This window comes from Bradyrhizobium huanghuaihaiense (assembly GCF_025200885.1).
Taxonomy (GTDB): Bacteria; Pseudomonadota; Alphaproteobacteria; order Rhizobiales; family Xanthobacteraceae; genus Bradyrhizobium; species Bradyrhizobium huanghuaihaiense.
The window spans coordinates 8,632,326-8,651,163 of record NZ_CP104172.1; the positions used below are offsets into that span (position 1 = coordinate 8,632,326).

At 57.6% G+C, this 18,838-nt stretch carries 11 protein-coding genes and 2 pseudogenes; 10 read left to right on the top strand and 3 right to left on the bottom strand.

Annotated features, from left to right (window positions below; genetic code table 11):
* Positions 1–2 precede the first annotated feature (2 nt).
* A complete protein-coding gene (locus N2603_RS40315; RefSeq protein WP_260386562.1) occupies positions 3–401 on the top strand; it encodes a tetratricopeptide repeat protein in 399 nt (132 codons plus the stop codon).
* A gap of 770 nt (positions 402–1,171) precedes the next feature.
* Here N2603_RS40315 and N2603_RS40320 read toward each other — a convergent pair.
* Together N2603_RS40320 and N2603_RS40330 are read right to left on the bottom strand one after the other, a co-directional pair.
* Positions 1,172–1,357, bottom strand: a complete 186-nt coding sequence (locus N2603_RS40320) for a hypothetical protein (protein ID WP_260424381.1) — start codon at positions 1,355–1,357, stop codon at positions 1,172–1,174.
* A 1,389-nt stretch (positions 1,358–2,746) separates the two neighbouring features.
* Entirely contained in the window at positions 2,747–3,094 is a 348-nt protein-coding gene (locus N2603_RS40330) for a hypothetical protein (protein WP_260386563.1), read from the bottom strand.
* A gap of 193 nt (positions 3,095–3,287) precedes the next feature.
* Between N2603_RS40330 and N2603_RS40335 the strand changes: the two genes are divergently transcribed.
* From N2603_RS40335 to N2603_RS40350, 4 genes and pseudogenes are all read left to right on the top strand, one after another.
* The gene (locus N2603_RS40335) at positions 3,288–4,580 is read left to right on the top strand and encodes a M16 family metallopeptidase (RefSeq protein WP_425249022.1); all 1,293 of its coding nucleotides are present in this window, start codon (positions 3,288–3,290) and stop codon (positions 4,578–4,580) included.
* A 51-nt stretch (positions 4,581–4,631) separates the two neighbouring features.
* A pseudogene (locus tag N2603_RS40340) lies at positions 4,632–5,532 on the top strand (M16 family metallopeptidase); the annotation flags it as partial.
* Positions 5,533–6,976: 1,444 nt separating this feature from the next.
* A complete protein-coding gene (locus N2603_RS40345; protein ID WP_260386564.1) occupies positions 6,977–7,726 on the top strand; it encodes a P-loop NTPase family protein in 750 nt (249 codons plus the stop codon).
* Positions 7,727–7,783: 57 nt separating this feature from the next.
* The gene (locus N2603_RS40350) at positions 7,784–8,503 is read left to right on the top strand and encodes a hypothetical protein (RefSeq protein WP_260386565.1); all 720 of its coding nucleotides are present in this window, start codon (positions 7,784–7,786) and stop codon (positions 8,501–8,503) included.
* Between the two features lie 285 nt (positions 8,504–8,788).
* Here N2603_RS40350 and N2603_RS40355 read toward each other — a convergent pair whose 3' ends face one another.
* Positions 8,789–10,435 (bottom strand): NEL-type E3 ubiquitin ligase domain-containing protein, encoded by a 1,647-nt coding sequence (locus N2603_RS40355; protein WP_260386566.1) that lies wholly within the window; start codon positions 10,433–10,435, stop codon positions 8,789–8,791.
* Between the two features lie 3,466 nt (positions 10,436–13,901).
* Between N2603_RS40355 and N2603_RS40360 the strand changes: the two genes are divergently transcribed.
* From N2603_RS40360 to modC, 5 genes and pseudogenes are all read left to right on the top strand, one after another.
* The gene (locus tag N2603_RS40360) at positions 13,902–14,624 is read left to right on the top strand and encodes a hypothetical protein (RefSeq protein ID WP_260386567.1); all 723 of its coding nucleotides are present in this window, start codon (positions 13,902–13,904) and stop codon (positions 14,622–14,624) included.
* A 282-nt stretch (positions 14,625–14,906) separates the two neighbouring features.
* The gene (locus tag N2603_RS40365; RefSeq protein ID WP_260386568.1) at positions 14,907–15,197 is read left to right on the top strand and encodes a hypothetical protein; all 291 of its coding nucleotides are present in this window, start codon (positions 14,907–14,909) and stop codon (positions 15,195–15,197) included.
* Positions 15,198–15,383: 186 nt separating this feature from the next.
* Positions 15,384–16,454, top strand: a complete 1,071-nt coding sequence (locus N2603_RS40370; protein WP_311740850.1) for a cytochrome-c peroxidase — start codon at positions 15,384–15,386, stop codon at positions 16,452–16,454.
* 824 nt (positions 16,455–17,278) lie between these two features.
* The gene (locus N2603_RS40375) at positions 17,279–17,626 is read left to right on the top strand and encodes a hypothetical protein (protein ID WP_260386569.1); all 348 of its coding nucleotides are present in this window, start codon (positions 17,279–17,281) and stop codon (positions 17,624–17,626) included.
* Positions 17,623–18,739, top strand: a pseudogene (gene modC / locus N2603_RS45150) (molybdenum ABC transporter ATP-binding protein). The gene N2603_RS40375 and the pseudogene modC overlap by 4 nt, the downstream one beginning before the upstream one ends.
* The last annotated feature ends 99 nt before the right edge of the window (positions 18,740–18,838 follow it).

Below are 18,838 nucleotides of genomic sequence, written 5' to 3' on the forward strand. Positions count from 1 at the left end.
CTATGCGCGAGCGCATCTCTCACGCCCTCGGTCGGGATGCTGACGAGAAGGCTTTGCGCGATGCGCTGAAGCAACGACCGGACAATGTCGATGCGGCGATTCCTCTTGCGCGGGGCCTGCTGATGCGTGAAAGCCCTGGTGAGGCGCTTGAGGTCCTCGACAACATCTTGCTTGCAGCACCCGGCGACCTGCGCGCACTGAATGCCAAAGGTGTTGTGCTCGATCACGAGGGCCGCCATCACGAGGCGCAAAGGCTATACCGCCAAGCTCTGGCAATTGACCCAGAAAATCCGATGTTGAGCAACAATCTCAAGCTGTCGCTCGCACTTGAAGGGACAACGCAGAACCGCAATCCGGTCCCACAACTGCAAGCGGATGGCCGGCGCGAACCGTACCGTTAGAGGCAGCCAACGAACAAGAGCGGATCGCAGTGCCTGTCTGTCAGCTTACCGACAGCCAGCCGATTATCCAGCCGCCGTCGAGGCTCAAGAGTTAAATTCCCGCGAAGGGACTTCGTTTCGTACAATGAAACCGACCTGTATAACCAGGATCAGGAACCCAACCACACGCCAAGTGTATCCGCAACGGGTGAATAAGACGACCCACGAACAATGGATCGTACTGAACTGATAGTCAAACGTTTCCAGGGCATAGTCTCTACTAAGACTCCGGCGCTATCGAATTCTACTCCGGGTCGCTCTTCGACGGCGATCCCGCCGTAGTCGCTCATTTCCAAGCCGCCAGTGGTGGATATCTCAAAGTCTTAAGTTTGCTCGATGTATTGAAAGCACCTCGACGATAGATCTCAGCGTGACTCATCCGCTGGCTAACAACCCAGGCGATATCCTCCTGGAACGTCAGCTCCGGCTCAATGGCGACGAACCGCTCGTCCTCTCTACACATCCAATCGCCCAGCGAAAGCTCGCGCAGCAGCGTTGGGTTCTGCTGAGGTAAGTGACTCGATGATGGCGCTTGATACCGCCAAGCAGGGCGACAAGTGGAGAAATGCGCGAGCAGCCCGCTTGTATCTTTGCCGCAGCTGAAGACAGTAGCGCCAACGCCGACATGATTTCACGAGGGCTGGCTTGCGCAACCGGATCACCTGGCGGCCGTTCTCCCTCGTGAACCTTACTTTTTGTTCGATCGTGGATCTGCGAAGCGCCCGCTGCCGTTAACGAAAACATGCGGTCGAGGAATTAAAGTATCTCTCGAGCTCCGCGATCGCGCATTCCTCCCATTCCGCAGCTTGCGCTAGTAATGAGTCCCGTTGGACTGGCCGAAATGCGGCGGACTGACGGCACAACGAAGCTATCGCGCGATAGCGGCGCACGTTTTCCATAACGGCCGGTGCGGTCATGTGTGGATCGCCTCCCCTGCTATCCCGGGCAAGAACTTGCTCGAAAACCGTTTTCGATCCGTTAGCGGCGGAGTGGAAGGCGTGAATGGTTGGCAGACTCTTGTCGGCATGAGCGGGACCGACAATGAACGTCTTCCACAAGGAGCACATCCACCCGGCTCGGCAGAGCTCCATCCGGGCGCTTCTGCACCCCGTTGTCTCAGTTTATCGATTGGACGGCGGAATGTAGAAATAGCTAACGGGAACGAGGCCCGTTTCGGCTTGGCAATCTCCAATCTGATGACTGTGATCTGAACTGTCTTTCGAATTCTCAGGAGTAATGAGCAATCCGTGTATTGGTGATTTGAAGGAAGAAGAGGGCCGGTGCTTTGTCGCCATCGTGCCCAGCCAAGAGCTCAGGGCAGAGATCGCAAGTCTCATCGGATTGATACCCATCGCGCGACGATTATGGCTCTGTTCGCGGCGTCGCCCGACATCACCATCGAGGAATTGCGCCATGACTTGAGCCCACAAGACCTGTCCCTTTGGCTACGGCACGATCTGCCGCTTCTTCGAGCGCCACAAGATCACGCGTACAAAAATCCGCCCACGCCACAGAACAGGATCACCCGGACATCTTCGACGCGAGACCGGCGTTAGAGCCAGCGCGAGCTCGACCCGGATCGGCTCGTCTTCATCGATGAGACCTGGGCGACCAATGGCGCGAACTCATGGCCGTTGCCGGCGCGGAGAACGCCTGCGGTCCAGCGTCCCTCACGCCCACTGGAAAACAACAACTTACGTAGCCGCTCTCGCTACACCCTCCCGTATGGGAGTTCGCGGAACGGGTCCAATTCAACCTCGCGTGCTCGAGGCCCGTATCCATGATCTGGTTTTCCCGATTCCTGTCTCGTGACCGTTGCGCCATACTCTCCGGTTGACCTTCTCACACTCTCACGGTCCCTGCCGCGTCAGCATGGACATGTGTGTACGCCCCCGTTGATGCAAGACGAATCTTTCGAAGAGCGCGGAGCGTGGTCGGGTACTGACATGTGTCCGGCCTTTTGCTGCGGCCGCCGCAGCCGGAGCCCGATAGGTACCGCCTCTCGCCATCAATGCCCAGACGATGCGCGCCATCTTGTTAGCGAGGAGGTGACCCGTGGACATGTCGTGAGCACGACATTGCACACAACGCGTCAGGACAACTTGGCATTAACTGACAGAATGAAAAGTTGCAGGAAAGGTGGATTGAGCGGCGAGATGACGTTGGCGCAACTTTCGGCTCGCTGTTACACATCTCCGCTCTTACACGATGAATGGCTTGGTAATATTTCTCGTGGTCGCGAGGGGGGAGCCGGCGAGCAGCTCCTTGGAGTACACTGCGCCGAAGTAGTCGAGGACGAAGGTGCCTTAATAACGTAGATTATCGGCCGCGCGGATTAGGTTATCGAGAATTGTGCCCACTTGGCCAATGCGGTCGCGATACCGCGCGCGGATAGCGTTAACTGCGTTCATCGAGTGGACCGCCTCGTCGGCAATTACCTCCCGCAGCCAATGATGGAACGTGTTGTTCCCAAGGGCGTCATAAAATGGCGTTTCTGTTGCATAGCCTTTGGCCAGAATAGTGCGCGCCGGTTCTGTTTTGCGTCCAGTCGGCGTGCGTGCGCCCGTGAGTACGCCACCTCGGCAATTGGTCCGGCATTTGCTCGTGTTTGGCAAACACGTGCGGCTCCCCGCTTCGTCGGATTTGTCCACCATAAACGTGGATCCGTATGAAAACGAAAGGCGATGCCATGCAGAACCGGATTTCGGCCACCGCCAAGGCGGGAGGTACCGCCGCTACGGCCTCCGACTCGACGACGCCCACCGCGCTGGCGGTCGCGCATAGTACCGATGATAGCGCCGACTTATACCTTCCTGAAGAGGGTGGCGTGTTTGCCAATGCGGTCAGATCAGCTCGACCACTAGCTTCACGCTTCAGAACGGCCTGCAGGTGATCGTGATACCGGATCATCGCACACCCGTCGTGACTCAGATGATCTGGTATAAGGTTGGCTCCGCCGACGAGCCGTCTGGCAAATCGGGGCTTGCGCATTTCCTCGAACACCTGATGTTCAAGGGCACCTCCAAACATCCGGCGAATGAATTTTCCAGGGCCGCGCTGCCCGCCGGCGGCAATCACAACGCTTTCACCGGATTCGACTACACCAGCTACTTCCAGCAAGCGCCGCGCGAGCACCTCGGCAAGATGATGGAATTTGAAGCCGACCGCATGACCGGTCTCGTTCTCAAAGATGAGAACGTCTTGTCCGAGCGCGACGTCGTGCTGGAGGAGTTCAATAAGCGCCTCGCCATCCATCCAGATGAACGGCTCGCTGAGCAGGTGATGGCGGCGCTTTACCTCAACCACCCCTACGGTCGCCCCATTATCGGTTGGCGCCACGAAATCGAAAAGCTTACCCGAGATGACGCGCTTACCTTCTACAAGCGGTTCTATGCACCGAACAACGCGATCCTAATTGTCGCTGGCGACGTCGCCCCGAAGGAAATCCGCTCGATGGTGAAGGAGAGGTTTGGCGGCATCCTCGCGCAACCAACGATTCCCCTGGAGCGCCTGCGCCCGCAGGAGCCGACGCCGGGAGCTCCGCGCACAGTGACGTTGGCCGATTCCCGCGTCGAACACCCAGCCCTGCACCGCTATTACCTCGTACCGTCGGCTCGCACCGCGGCCGCCGGCGAGGGTCCGGTGCTTGACGTGCTAGAGCAGTTGATGGGCGGCGGCGTCAACTCATATCTCTATCGCTCGCTGGTGGTCGAAAAGCAGCTCGCGGTCACTGCCGGAGCAAGCTACCACTCTGCCGCGCTCGATCCCACGCTATTCCAGATTTGGGCCATAGCAAAACCCGGCGTCAAACTCAGCCAGGTCGAGCGCTCCATCGACGAGATAATTGCCGAGATTGGGCGTAATCCTGCGAGCACCGAAGACCTCAAGCGGGTCAAAACGCAGTTGATCGCGCAAGTAACCTTCGTCCATTACGATCAGGCAATGCTCGCGCGCCGGTATGGCCGCGGCCTGACAACAGGACTATGCATCGAGGATATTCGAGGCTGGCCGGACGGCATCCGCGCGGTCGATACAGAGCAAGTGCATGAGGCTGTGCGGAAATGGCTCGACAAGAAGCGATCGGTGACCGGCTATCTCATCAAAGAGTCTACGCCAAAACACGTTGAGAAGCTCTCCTGATCCATCCTTGCACACGACGTGGGATCCTAATGCGATGGAATTTGCCTCACCGGCGGCGCGACTCAGGACCCCTCTCAAGAGCCTGGCGTAGGCCACATGGTTGCTGGCCTGCTCAACGAAGGTTCCGGCGGAGTTGGACTTCAAGACATTCGATAAGCGGCTCGACCGTCGTGCGATTGAGCTCCGTTTTCGCTCGACAGATCACTTCCGCGTTTCCTTGCGCACACTCGAGGACAACGCGGACGAGGCCTTCGATCTTTTACGCATGGCGCTAACCTCGCCGCGTTTAGACGCCGCCCATGTCGAACGGATCCGAGCAACTGTACTTGCACGCCTTCGGCACGACTCGACCGATCCTTCGTCTGTGGCCCATCGCAAGTTCCTCGAAGTCGCCTTTAGCGATCATCCTTATGCTCGCCCAGCCGGAGGCTCGCTGGAAAGCGTGCCGAAGATCGAGGTCGCGGATCTCCAGGGCTATGCCCGACGCGTGATCGCAAAAGACACGCTCACAATCGCGGTGGTCGGCGACATTGGTCCAGGAGTTCTCTGCAAACTGCTCGATAAAACCTTTGGCAGCCTGCCGACCACGGCGGAAGCGACGCCCAATCACATCCTCGGCGGCGGCTCATTTGACAGCTACCATGCGGCCGCTCGAGCGCCCTTTTCGGCGCAATCGCCGCTCGGCGCTACGCTCATACTTCCCACCTTGTTGCGTCCGTTCGCATCCGAAAACAAAGAAACACACTGGACATTTGATGTTGCTGATTGCTCTGTACAGCCTCAGTTGCTCACTCTTCCTCTTGTCAATAGCGGAAGAGGTGGTGCCTGGGCGGCTAACGCGACCTTAAAATTGGTCGTATCCTCGGGAGCAGCGCCGGCCAGCGCATCGCGCTGCTGGTCCAGACTCCGCTCGTCGGAGGGGGCGGTATATAGTTTATTCTCATTACAGTAGATTGCTCATTGTAGAAGCTGTCGGCAAGCTGACGTCGTGTAAGGTTTGCAATTAGGGGCGCCTAGCGCGTGGATTTTCGTCGTCCGCCCACCGCGCCAACGGGCAACAGCATGTCTGTGCTCCCCTTTCCGCCGCTAAAAGACCGATGCGCCTCGATCGAGGCGGAGCCGATCGACAAAGTCACGCTATCGTTCCCGCAGCGGGCGAGAGCTTCAAGAACAGCTGCTTGGTGGGGTCGCTTTGGCCAGCGATTGATCCGATTGTAGATCGTCCGTGGGCGGGCAATCCGCCGGGCTGACGCACATGATGCGTCCATCGTCTTCGCGCGACGTGCCAGTCTGGTTCCTTGGCAGATATGGCCATATCTTGAGCCTGCTTCTTGTCGTCTAGACCGAACGGTCCTTCTGCACATCGAAGTACCCACCCTGAATCTACAGGGCGAGGAAGCAGAACCCACTAATCAAGTACAGACCCGGTCGCGTTCAGTTTTGCTCGAGCTGCGTTACGCCGAGGCCGAATATGCAGACCAACTATCTAAAGCGCGACCAGACGAGCACCTCGCATCCCATTCAGGCGGGCTTGCCCCAATAAATCGAAAGGGTTGTCAGAGTGGGCGCTTCAAAACGGCAATGTACACCATCCGCCGCACAAGGAAGCGGCCCAGAGAGCGCACACGCGGCAGGCCATCCCTCATTCCCTGCAAATGCTTCTTGACCCGCACCACGTAGCGTAATCGGCGAAGCCTTTGCCCAGGACAAAGATCGCCACTTCCATTCGCTCGGCGCCGGCTTCTTTTGACGGAACGTCCTCGACATCGCTTGGCCTCCGATGTTGCGCCGTCGAGCGGCGCCCCGCTCACCCTTCGATCTCGTTCTCCATGAGACGATAAACTCGCCTCGGCGCGAACAGATGCATGCATGCTATTTGCGTCAGCAACCCTTTCAGCGCTCGCTTACGGATATTCTTCAGTAGAGCGAGAGTAGGTCGTTCATAGTCATCTCTCAGTACTTGTCTGCCGAAAAGACGACCATGCAGACCTTTGATGATTTGCCAAGCCATAGTTGGACCGCGTAGCTCCGCCTCGATTGTGCTTCCCCGCACTCGCAATCTGACGCTACGTAAGATTCGGCCTCTTCATTGGCTGCAAAAGATACCCTATGGCAATCGTAACGATCACCACAGGCAGACCGTTGGTTCTTGGCCGGGCGCGTTCCAGCCGCTTACAAACCTCACGTAAATCACCAGCACCAGTGATTAATCCCCATTCTCGGCGTCCACCGATTCAAGGACCTCACCCGCTTGATGTTGAAAAATGCTCATCAGCTGCAGAGCTCTCGCATCGAAGGTTCACTGCCCCTTCTTTCTGCCATGTTCGCACTCGAAGCAGAGACGCGCCGGTTGCGCAGCTTGCGCGCGGCAATAGCGAGTGTCTCAGGAGATTTTCATGGTGAAGCCAGTTGTAATTGTGGTAGGTGCGGACAAGGGAGGAGTCGGCAAAACCACCGTATCACGAACGCTGCTCGACTACTTCAGTGTCAACAACGTGCAAACACGCGCATTCGACACCGAGTCGCCGCGGGGAACGCTGAAGCGCTTTTATCCCGAGATCACCGAGATCGTTGACATGACGACGACGGCGGACCAGATGAAGATCTTCGACACCCTGAACTCAGGGCTCTCCGTCACTGTCATTGATGCTCGCGCAGGCTTGCTGTCGTCTGCGCTGGCTTCCTTGCGCGACATCGGATTTCTGGACTCGGCGCGGTCTGGCCAGATAACGTTCGCCGTGTTCCATATCCTGGGATCATCGATCGCCTCGCTAGACGAGATCGAGGAAACCGCGACCTTCATGAGCGGCGCGAAGTACTACCTAGTCAAGAACTTCATCAACGACACTCAATTCTTCCAGTGGGATCAAGCGACATATAATTCCTATTTTCACCGCATCAAGCATGCGACTGAGTTGGTCATACCGAAGCTTAACGAGATGGCTTATGAGCAGGTGGAAGTCGCATCAGTCCCATTCATAGACTTCGTCGCAAACAAGGGGCGGAACGATGAACCTGCGAACAACTCGTTCGTGCTGCGCGGCTATGTCCGGCACTGGCTGGCAAATGTCTGGAGCGAATTTGATCGCATCAACTTGACGGAATTGGCCGGAGCCAAGTCCGCCACCCGGGCCGGCGAGAAGTAGTCGCATATTCGGCGAGCTCAGGTCGGGCCTGTACGGAACAAAATTGATCTGCTGGCTATGTTAGCGACCCCAATCTACATTATCTGCTCTCCTAGCCCGCAGGTCGGTAAAACCCTCATCGCTCGGGCCATGAGCGAGTTCTTGCTACTGAAAAACGGCGCAGCGCTGTCGTTTGATGTCAACTTGAAAGAGCCGTCGTTGCTCGACTACCTCCCCAACATCACGGAAACCGCGGATGTGATCGACACTTACGGCAAGATGCAGCTGATGGATCCTCTTATCATCCACGATCGGGTACCCAAGGTGATTGATCTAGGCTTTCACGCCTTCGACGAATTCTTCAAGATGTGCGAGGAGATTGGCTTCATGAAGGAGACGGCGCGCTGCTATGTCGCCCCTATCATCCTCTACGTCGCGGGCGCAGACCGTATCTCCGTTCGCGGTTATGAGATGCTGCGCCGGCGAATTCCGCCGGCGTCGCTGGTCACCGTCCAAAATGAATTCGTGCTGCGCGGCGGATTACCTGAAGCGATGGATGGCGAGCGAGTCATTCGGATCCCCGCACTTCCGCTGTTCCTCAAAAGATATATAGACCGGCTTGGCTTTTCCTTCACGGGATATCTGCGCAACGAGAAGGACTGGTCCACCGAGCTGCATCAATGGATCCGACGCAATTACAGCATGTTTCGCGATCTGGACTCGAGTGTGATGCTGCGATGGTCCTATCGATCGCGGGGGACGGATATCGATAGCCTACGTTGTACAAGGGCCACTTGAGATTTCGGTCTGCTCGCCATCTATTCGTCCGGGCCATGAACGGGTCATTGACCGATGACTTCAATGGCGTTCGCAACGCGCGAACGTAGGAACTGCGGTATACGGGATGTTCGCTTTAATCGCGCATCTTTACCGTGATCGTCCGCACCACCGCGCGACCTGAAATTGACGGCAGCTCATTCGCCGGATGCCGCATGCAGACACGCCCGTCCTCGAAAGAATCGATGACTGTCTTGACATTGTGAGCAGCTAGGCAGATCGACGGTCCCTTCAGTCGAAGGGCGCTCAAAGCTCAAGGCCGAGTTTCCCGAGCACCTGGTGCATGACCGCGCTTTTGATCTCGCGGGCTATCTCGTTGCGGATCTGGGCGCCGAGCACCCGCTCGGCGTCGGCATCGCCTGTCAGGCCATGCTCGGCCAGTCGCCCATCCAAGCAGGTTTGAAACTGTACGCCCATGGCGTCGACGAGCCGCTCCTGCATTTCAGCATAGTCTTCGGGTGCGATGCGCCTCACTACGCTTTCCCATGGTTGCCAGCGCGCTGCCAAATAGTCCGGAAATTCCGCCGCTTCCTGGTTCCGCACCGATGCCTCGGCCCTGGCCACATCGTCCGCGGTCACATGAGAGACGTTCATGAAGCGCATGTCGGGAGCGATGTGCCGCAGCTCCAGCGCGTCCCGCAGCTGGGTCTGGTAGGCGAGGTAGACCTCGATCTCATCGACTTCCGCGTTGGGATCGGCACGACGAAGCGAGTTGACCCTCTCGCGCGCGATTCCGTCCAGCGCTTCCAAGCGAAACATGACGCGACCGTGTTGGAGCAGTTCGCCCGGTCGCCCATCATAGACGCCGTCCTCGACATCAGCGTTCAGGCGTGCAGTCTGCATGCCGTTCCAGGCCAAAGTAACGCGATCTTCGCAGCTCGCGTTTGCTTCCGAAGCCAGCTCGAAATACTGCTCGCGCAAACGCGGCCTGACGGCTGCCTGCCGCAAATTTTCGGCGACCGCCTGGCGGAACGCCTCGTTGCCATAGTTCACGGTGCCACGGAGCCTGTCGAGGAAGCGTGCATAGTCCGCGGCCCCCGCTTCATGGGCGAAGTGCTGCCAAGCGGCCACTACCGTGGGCTCGCCCTCGAGCCAGTCCGCGGCAACCTCTTGCAGGGACCGCGGCTGAACTTCCACCACTCCATCCGCGGTTGAGAAGAAAACCTGAGGGCCGGCATAGTGTTCGGCGTGCATCGCTGTTGCCAGGCCGACCTGCACCCAAGCGGCGAGCGGATTATTCTCAAGATTGACGCTCGACTCACGGCTTAGGCCGGCCAGCAGGGTCTCGGGCACGCTGGTCAGCTGATTGTTGCTGGCGCCGAGCCATAACAGCTGGTGCGGGACGGTCTCAGGCAAGTTGGTCAGCCGGTTGTGGCTGGCGCTAAGCCATTCGAGCCCGGCCGGAAGAGGCTCGGGCAGCTCCGTCAACTGATTGTACTCGACGTTCAGATACTGGAGCCCGTCCGGAAGCCGGGGTAGGTGGGTCAGACGGTTACCGCTAGCGTCCAACTCCTGAAGCGTTGATGGAAGGCGTTCGGGCAGGCTGGCCAGCTGATTGCCATCGACATTCAGGCGGCGCACCCCGGCCAGAACGGGCGCAGACAAGGCGGTCAGGGACAGAGAGGACAGACCTAGCAGCTCATTGAGATCACCCGTGCGCCGCCAAGCCCTCGTTCGACTTACCGCCTGTTGTCGATCCTCATTTTGCCCCTGCCCGTCTTCGGCAGCCCAATCCGTCAACACCTCCTCCTGCCAGGCAGCGGCCTCGGTAGCGGACGCCTGCACGTCCGTCAATGCCTCTCCCCACTGCGATGCGGCCGGAGAGCCCAGTTCGGAGCCTTCCGAATCGGAAGTTGCGGAAGGAGTACCAGAGCCGAGCTGTTCTGCATTCATCGATGTCGTCTTTTCCGTAGCAATAATGAAGCGAACTTGCCGGGGCGGCTTATCTTAGAACCCGTAATCCCCCACCATGGATGACGCTCCACCCGCTAACTGCAATGAGGTGAGATCACAGAGCGACGCCGCGACGCACCACTGGCGCGAATACGCTGCTGCGAGTGCCATCGAGGAACTGCAGACGGTGCAGCGAACGCAGGCGAAGTCTCGCTTGTGGATCGGTTGATATCGGAATCCACCCTGGTCTCGCCTGCCAGATCTGCGCACATTGAGCCAAGCCTACAAGCTAGTAGGGACGTTCATGTTACGAGAGCTAGCTGTCGATAAGCTGACGGATCGCGGAGCGACAAAATGGCGGATGGTTCCCATCAATTTCTCAACCTTAGGCTCAGCGCCCCGTAGGTGAATGACGTCGAGCTGGGTCGACTGACGCCGGGTGCCGGCGCGCCGGCAGCAGCGCGCTTGCGCCGGTAACCTTGCTGTCGCTTGCGGCGAGGCGGCCCCACTTCTCCCGGCGTTGTAATAGCTGAGCTTAAAAGCTTGCAGCCCATCGCGCCTAACGCCGCTCGCCCTTAGCTACGAGACGCGCGCGCACCCGAATGTTAACAACACGAGCTCGCTAAATTCTCCGATGACGAGTTCCCCGCGTTTTTGACACCGGCCACGTGAACCGGACCTCCCTCGGCTTACCGTCGCAGACCTCGACAGGCAAGCGCCCGTGAGACGACTCTTGACCCGTGCACGTTCCACTGAATGACCGGACAGCTGTATCTGCACTGGTGCGAAAGAGTTTATATGTCGAGCTCAGTGTAATCGAGCTGCGCCGCGATCAATGAACTTGAGCATTGACTGCGAGTCGTTGATCTCGCATGAAACACGTTTCAGTATACGTATTGCCATCTCCTCGCTCGCGATCAGCCCAACTCTCTCGCAGGCTACCCTAAAATGATGCATCACCTGCTCCTCGGATGGCGCGATACGATTCTGCAACAAGCTGGTCGTCAATGACGAGAGCATGTGCTCGACGACGTCATTCTCCGCCTGGCTCAATACTTAGTCCTTCTGATTTTTTGTTCAGTCCTTTGGCGACCACATCGCATAGAGTGTCGCTGGGACGGACAGTCGTCTTCAACATCGCAGCGTCATGCCTGTTGAACTCACTATCGAGAGATGGTCGTTTACCTCACTGCTCGGACCGCTTATCTTCAGCACGGGCGCACGGCCTCAGATTGCGTGAGTTGCACGATTCTGATAGCTCCACAGCGGCATTCCGCTCTTTTGGAGTGCCGACCGAATGATGGTACAAATACGGATGGGGGACCTAATTCGACCTTCCCAATCAGAACGCCGTCAAGCTGCGACACTCGAGAAGCTGTTCTCTGGCAAACATCCTGGCCGGAATGGCCTCCGGTCTTTCGGCTCAACGCGTTGCATGTCGCGGCGTAGCCCCACGATCTTCCGGCGCGGATGCTTTCCTCGGAACTCGGCAGAACTCTAGATTGAGACTCAATCGCCGGCCCCCTTCTAGGACATCGATCGACGTGCGCAGTTGCTGTCGCGCGTGACCACCCCTGTTAAGTATTTAACGATGTCGCCGGCGCGATCGATTTCGCCTAGCGCGCTCGTGACGCTGGTTTGAAAGACATAAGACACTCCGTGCTTTCACCGCAGCGCTCTGCGCGGCCATCAGTGCTGCCGTCGTCGGCTCTGGCCGGAGTGAACCGTCTATTCCGTTGGAGTCTCTGCCTGCGAGCGCGGGCTGTTCACCAGCGCCCTTTCGCTGGTGCGCTAAATAGCGGCTACCGCTGTGGTCACCATATTCTGCTGCCTGCATCATTCCATCATTGTCGCGACTCCAATTGATCAGTGTACTTGACAATGGCTGGCCCGGCGCCCCGTGTGACGATGGAAGTGGCTTTCCTGCCATCACCCGAAAAATCAGCAGGCGTCCTCTCAGTCTCGATTTGCGATGCGCCATCAACGCCTGCCTAGCGGGCCTTAGGCATCAGCAAGCCTACAACCTGTCGCAGCGTCAGATTCAAGTTAATAAATCGGTCTGCTGAGGCATGCATAGCGGATATCGACAGCAATGATTTTGTGTGGAATGCTCATTTGCTCCACGCTGCGTCTAGCCGACATTTTGCCTTGCAGAACCAAGATCCAATCCCGGCGCGTGCGTTTCTTTGATCGGCCGGCGCGAGCCGTAGATCGCACTCAGCCTGGCTGGCCTTCCTCAAATCGCGCCCCGTGGCTTTCCCATTTTGTTGATGAGGTCCACCTCTGCCCATCGACTATTTATTGGTAAGCGACTGCGAATGGCCGTCCTAGAGCGAGACCGACCACGATCAGAGGTCGCAATGTACGTCGGTTGGGCCGCTAGAGGTCGACATCGCTATGTTCGGAGTCGCGAGCTGCTGGCCTAGGTCAGGTCGCGCCCAGCGCCTGAACAGGCAACAAAGCCGTCAAACGCTTGCTCATTCCGCTGCCATCGACCATGGGAACATGCGTTGTCTGTTACCAGCTCCTGCTAGAGCCATCTGCGTGTCGGGCATGGACTTAAGTACTCTACGGTGTTCGCGCACTAAACAATCTGGTGGAGCGCTGGAATTGTGCAAGGCACACGACCGCGGCGCCGTGAAAACGCGAGGATCTACCTCGATTTCTCGTCACACGCGCGGTGTAGGGTGATATTGATTGATAAGAGTTGCATACATCCAACTGCTCGCCGCCTCCCGCGAAGAACGGGCGGGAAGTCGCAAGTTCTTGGATCAACTATTCGGGACGAACGCGGAGCCAAGGAACGGCCGCTCGATGACGATCGCCGTGCTTAGTACCCCAAGACGAAGTGAACTACATCTGTGATGACTTCGATTGATGATACATTAAGTGAGATCAGATGCCTGCGGAACGAAATTTGGCGCTGCCGTCGGCTTCTTAAAAGGGACCTACCTGGGGCGGAGCGCAAGGCCGTCGAGAGGCGTCTGCTTGAACAGCTTTCTGCCTTTGAACGGCTCTTGTCGACGTCACTTCCTTTGACCTTGAGCCCTAAAGTGTATTCGGCCAAGAGCACCACGACCGGGCGAAGCGACTCCCCTGAAGCGCCCATCGAGAACGCCGCAACGCCATCAAGCGGTTCCTTCGGGAAGTCGATGGACGGGTAAGAGGTTTGCTAGCTGTAGCTGTACCTTGAGCCCGCCAGTCAAAACCAGGCTAATTCCCAGCCAGAGAAAGCTGAGGAAGACCGACAAAAACAATCCAACGCTAGGATTCCGGCGATCTTTTGCCAGTTGTAGCCGATTTACTCGCCTGCCGGAAAATACTTGGCTGCCGAGCACAACGTCATAGATGGGCAGCACGGATTTCTGCAAACGTCCGGCCGTAACCACCACAGTTTACGCAGATTCTCCTTCGGACCAATTACAGCAAGCCGATGCCAATCTCACGACGGCCTGAAAGTCGGCGAATGGCAGCAGCTCAGAGTAAAGCGCAACCGCTGCATACGAAGAAATTCAGAGCGCATTACAACCTGGTAACACGCGTGGGCGCACATCGATCGCTGATCGAGGCGAATCGATTCACAGAACTCAGTACCCTAATAGATGAACTGCGGCTCGGCAGGCCAATGCTTCAGGCAGATCGACCTTCGGCCACCAAGCGGGCTAAACTCTGGCTCCCGGCAGTCGGGAACACCTCACTGTCGGTCGATATCTGCGACTGCCGCTCGGACGCCTCACTCTCGATGGAGGACGACCGGAAGCCTGTTGAGACGCCGTCTCGGTCGGTCGTTTCTCTCCGCCGCGGTTGGCATCATGCGGCGGCATTCGCCGCGCAAGTTCTTGAAATTGTCCCTAAGACAAAACATGGCCACGTCCACATCGCTACGCCCTGTAAAGCGATCACAGAAGCGCATCACGTCTGGTCTGCACGAGGTCAAGACTTCCTCGGCCCGCCGATCTCGCGCGCGAGCGTAGCCTGTGCACCACGTCGCTGCGATCGCGATCCCGATCGCAATGAGGGCGGCTGCACAGCGATGCGCATTGGGAATCCAGCTCATTCGTCGCTCTTGACCCACCAAATCTGTCTTAAGCCGCATATCGGTAACTCTTTCTCTTTCGTCCGCGGGCGTACTCTGTTTACCGGCGCCTCGGCAGCCATGGTCACGCTGTTGCGGGGGCAGCCGCAATGATTACGAGCTCCCAAATCATCGTCCCGCCACGCATAACACGCTCATTGCGAAGACGGAGGTCCAACATAGATCGGCTGTTTAGCATGTTGGCGATGCTGGCTACCTGTATGGCGTTCTGCATTCGCAAGGCCTACAACCTGACGCTACGGTCGATTCAAGCACTTTGAGCGTGTGAATCGTTCTGAAACGGGCATGCCCTCATTTGGCGCAGTAGGACGAACTCCCGACAACTGCACGCCTGACCGGCTGCCCCCGGGGTAGGAACGTCACCGATGTTGGTGGATGACGCTTAGCCTTGAAACGGTTGAAGCCGCAAAAGGGCACGCATCGAGACGATCAGCAACAAGCTGCGTCAATGCAGCTCGTTTTGTTCGCGATCCGATTTTCAGAGTCAAAGAGTTCGGTACGATGGGTTTACGAGAAGCACAGAGGTTTGGATCGACAGGCCAGGATACCGTGGCCGGAATGGTGATTGTCGCAACTGTCACGTACCATCGATTCGACAGCCTCAAGCGGCCTACTGCTATTGACGGTGCGCAATTGCCTGAACCGGCTCAGCAGCTTCGACATTGAGCCGAGCGGCTAGCTTTCGGGGCAACTCTGGCACGCCGGTTGCTAATAACACCGGCAGAGCGTCAGCCTGGCTGCAGCCTAGCCGGAACACGGAAAGACACCACTCCCCGTTGACTGCGACAGGACTTTCTAGGACCGAGCGCTATATTCGCGATTCCACGATCTAGGAGAAAAGCGAGACTTCACATGAGGACATTAGCGGTACGCGAGTTTTCCAGGGTCGGCAGGTTAAGTGTTGTGGCCGCAGCCATTCTGGTTTCGCCAGGAGCAGGCGCCAATGAGGATTTGATGAGCGCCGCCAAGCGGATTTTCAAGCCGATTCCCTCTGTCGTTCCAGCGTTGAAGGACAATCCTATCACCCATGAAAAGGTCACACTCGGCAAATTCTTGTTTTTCGATCCGAGGCTATCGGCGAGCGGGGTTATTAGCTGCAACACGTGTCATAACCTTGGGACAGGTGGGGTAGATGCCGGCCCGACGTCGATTGGTCATCGCTGGCAGCTGGGATCACGTCGTGCGCCAACAGTCTATAACGCAGTCTTCAACGTGGCGCAGTTCTGGGATGGGCGCGCGGCAGATCTTAAGGCGCAGGCCGCAGGCCCTGTCCAGGCCAGCGTCGAAATGAATGCGACGCCCGATCGCGTGCTCAGAACATTGAATTCGATGACCGATTATGTCGCTATGTTCAGTAAGGCTTTTCCCAACGATGCGGCGCCAATTACCTTTGACAATTTCGCCAAGGCCATCGCGGCTTTCGAGGCGACCTTGATTACTCCCGCCGCCCCGTTCGATCAGTACCTCGAGGGCGATGAATATGCTCTCACTGATCAGCAGAAAGCCGGACTAAAGCTATTCATCGCAAAGGGATGCTCCTCTTGCCACAACGGAATCAACGTCGGTGGACAAGAATACTTCCCGTTCGGCATAATTAAAAGGCCCGCCGAAAGCCTGCTTCCAAGGGAGGACAAGGGTCGCTTTGCCGTCACCAAGGATCTCGGGGACGAGTACGTTTTCCGCTCGGCACCATTGCGGAACGTCGCATTGCGCCCTCCTTACTTCCATTCTGGTCAGGTTTGGAGTCTTAAGCAAGCGGTTGGCGTGATGAGTGAGGTTCAGCTTGGCGCAAAGCTCAGTGATGAAGAAGCTGACGAGATTGTCGCGTTTCTGAATTCGCTCACCGGGCGGCTGCCAAAGATCGATTACCCGATACTGCTAACGCGGACCATTGCAACCCCAAAGCCCTCCTTAGACAAATAGCCCTTCACCATAGCGACACGCTACGTTGTGATGGCCGAGGAAGATAGCGCTGCCGCAGCGAAATCAGGCGATATCACGGTCCAAGCTGGAGCATTCAGCAGGCAGTAGTTGCGAGCCTCGAGCCCCAAGCCGTTCGTCGCTGACGCAGGAATTCCTTAGGGGCCTGTAAAATTGTCCATCTTGGACAGCTCAATCCCGGGTCATCTCGCGTTGCAACAAAGGCCCTGCACGCCTGAGATGCGCCCGCAACCGGTGCTGCCAGGAAGACGTTCTCCCGTAGCTCGCGGGGCACAGCATATCATCTCACATCAGCTTTTTTTATGCGCGGGCAGCCGACCTTCTCCTCCGCGCACCACCCGAAGGTTCGCCAGATCGGATGGCATGGACTTGTGCATCATTGAGTTTTACGGCCGCATGTTCGCCAAAGCACTATGTCCAATACAAGAGGCGATCGATCTTCTTCGCTTCCATCTCGTAGCTCCTGCAGTGCGGTTGGTGACGCGAGCGTCCAAAGCCCTACAATAACATGCGGCGATTTAGGCCGGCTGGAGACCGATACAAAGCCTCCCCGGCCCTTAGACGGGCAGATATTCATTGAAACGGCACGCGGATTGCTGGGTAGGGATCAACCAGTTGCGACGGCGGAGCCGGAGTTCCTATCCGGTTCATCCTGATCGATCTGGCTTTGATACTGCTCGCACTCGAGAATGCAGAGCCCACGACTATGGCGACCGGCGCAAGCTTCAAATCGGCTACCAACACTGTGGGATGCTTGATGCGGATTTCCGATCCCGAGCCAGTATTCAGCTCTGGCGTGAGCCGACATGTTTACCGTCAAACCTCTCAAGCCGCGCCATTTGGACATTCCGCAGAAGCCTTCGGCTCTGCCAAGCAGGCTAAAACGTCGCGTTGCTAGAAGGCGCGATGTCTCATTGGCAAGCGCACCGGGCAGCGTGCGATTGTCACAATCCTCGCGGCTGGGAGATGCTCAAGAAGCCCCTGGTCTCAACACCGTTCTGCAGTTCGCCGCCGCACCTTATGCCCTCAAGCGAGCAGAGACGCCGTGCTGGAGCGGCACGGACAGGATTGTCGGAGGCATGGTCATGATCTTCATTGCAGTGATTGTGCTCGTGACTTGGATCGGAAGATACCGCACCGGCGCAGGTTCATGAGAAAAGCAAAAACGGGCTATATAGAGGTTGCGTTCAACGGATCTCTCGCAAACATTCCGCTAGATGCGCAATTCAGCATACCAGCCAAAGGCGTCACAGCGATTTTTGGTCCGCCCGGGTGCGGCAAGACCACACTCGCGCGCTGCATCGCAGGCGTGCAGCGTCTGCCGAACGCATTTTGTGCGGTCGATGGAGAGATTTGGCAGGATGAGGCGACATTTCGGCTGTCTCATCTACGTCCCGTCGCATATGTGTTCTAGCTACCAACTTATTTTTCTCTTTGGTCTGTACGGCGCACCCTTCTATATAACGCGTCAAAATCGACACCGACACTGATCGATTTTGATGGTGTGGTCGAATTGCTCGCCTTGAGGCCGCTGCTCGAGCGTTCGCCATCGCATCTTTCCGCGGCAGAGCGACAGCGACTTGCGCTTGGCGGCGCGCTCTTAAGACAGCCTAGGCTGCTTTTGCTGGATGATCCGCTCATTGTGCTCGACCGCTCCGCCAAATGCGAGATCCTGCCATTTCTTGAGCGCCTGCGGGAAACGCTCCTAGTGCCGATGATCTACATCAGCTATGACATCGCTGATATTGAGCGTTTTGCCGATCATCTTGTCATGATGAAAGATGGCGTCGTGACTGCGGCCGGGCCGCTCAATGTCGTTCAGAGCGATCCGGCGCCTGCCCGGCGCCGCGACGCGACAGTCTGCCTTGATACCGTGGTCGGCGGCTATGACTGACGCTATGGGCTGATCATGCTCCGGGGCACGCCTTCTGATACCTGGAGTGCCGCTTAGACCGGGGGCGCAGCTGCGGGTCCGCATCGCAGCCGGCGACGTCAGCGTCGCGTGTGAGCGCCCGCGTGCAAGCTCTATCCTCAACGTATTTCCGGCACGCATCAAAGCCTCTCTGCCGTTCGACGAGGCTGAGGTCACCTTGGTTCTGACTGTTGAAACTGGCCGTTCTGGCGTGCCGCTTTTGGCGCGCATCACGCGCCGGTCCTTTGATGCGTTACGGCTCAGCAATGGAGCGGACATATTCGCCGAGGTCGCGCGCGCCGTTCCGCTCGCGGCTGCCGAGCCGTGCTTGCAACGCGCGCCACAACCCTCATGAGAACGTTCAACAGCTATGCCCTGATACGCGAAACACATCAACAGGATTCCAGCCGTGATCGATAATCTGGATGAGGTAGATCCGAATAGTGTGGGGGCA

Bases quoted from the DNA above. Each gene is read 5' to 3' on its own strand.
- N2603_RS40315 (WP_260386562.1), top strand. From the start codon at position 3: ATGCGCGAGCGCATCTCTCACGCCCTCGGTCGGGATGCTGACGAGAAG.
- N2603_RS40320 (WP_260424381.1), bottom strand. From the start codon at position 1,357: ATGACCGCACCGGCCGTTATGGAAAACGTGCGCCGCTATCGCGCGATA.
- N2603_RS40330 (WP_260386563.1), bottom strand. From the start codon at position 3,094: ATGGTGGACAAATCCGACGAAGCGGGGAGCCGCACGTGTTTGCCAAAC.
- N2603_RS40345 (WP_260386564.1), top strand. From the start codon at position 6,977: ATGGTGAAGCCAGTTGTAATTGTGGTAGGTGCGGACAAGGGAGGAGTC.
- N2603_RS40350 (WP_260386565.1), top strand. From the start codon at position 7,784: ATGTTAGCGACCCCAATCTACATTATCTGCTCTCCTAGCCCGCAGGTC.
- N2603_RS40355 (WP_260386566.1), bottom strand. From the start codon at position 10,435: ATGAATGCAGAACAGCTCGGCTCTGGTACTCCTTCCGCAACTTCCGAT.
- N2603_RS40360 (WP_260386567.1), top strand. From the start codon at position 13,902: ATGGCAGCAGCTCAGAGTAAAGCGCAACCGCTGCATACGAAGAAATTC.
- N2603_RS40365 (WP_260386568.1), top strand. From the start codon at position 14,907: ATGACGCTTAGCCTTGAAACGGTTGAAGCCGCAAAAGGGCACGCATCG.
- N2603_RS40370 (WP_311740850.1), top strand. From the start codon at position 15,384: ATGAGGACATTAGCGGTACGCGAGTTTTCCAGGGTCGGCAGGTTAAGT.
- N2603_RS40375 (WP_260386569.1), top strand. From the start codon at position 17,279: ATGTTTACCGTCAAACCTCTCAAGCCGCGCCATTTGGACATTCCGCAG.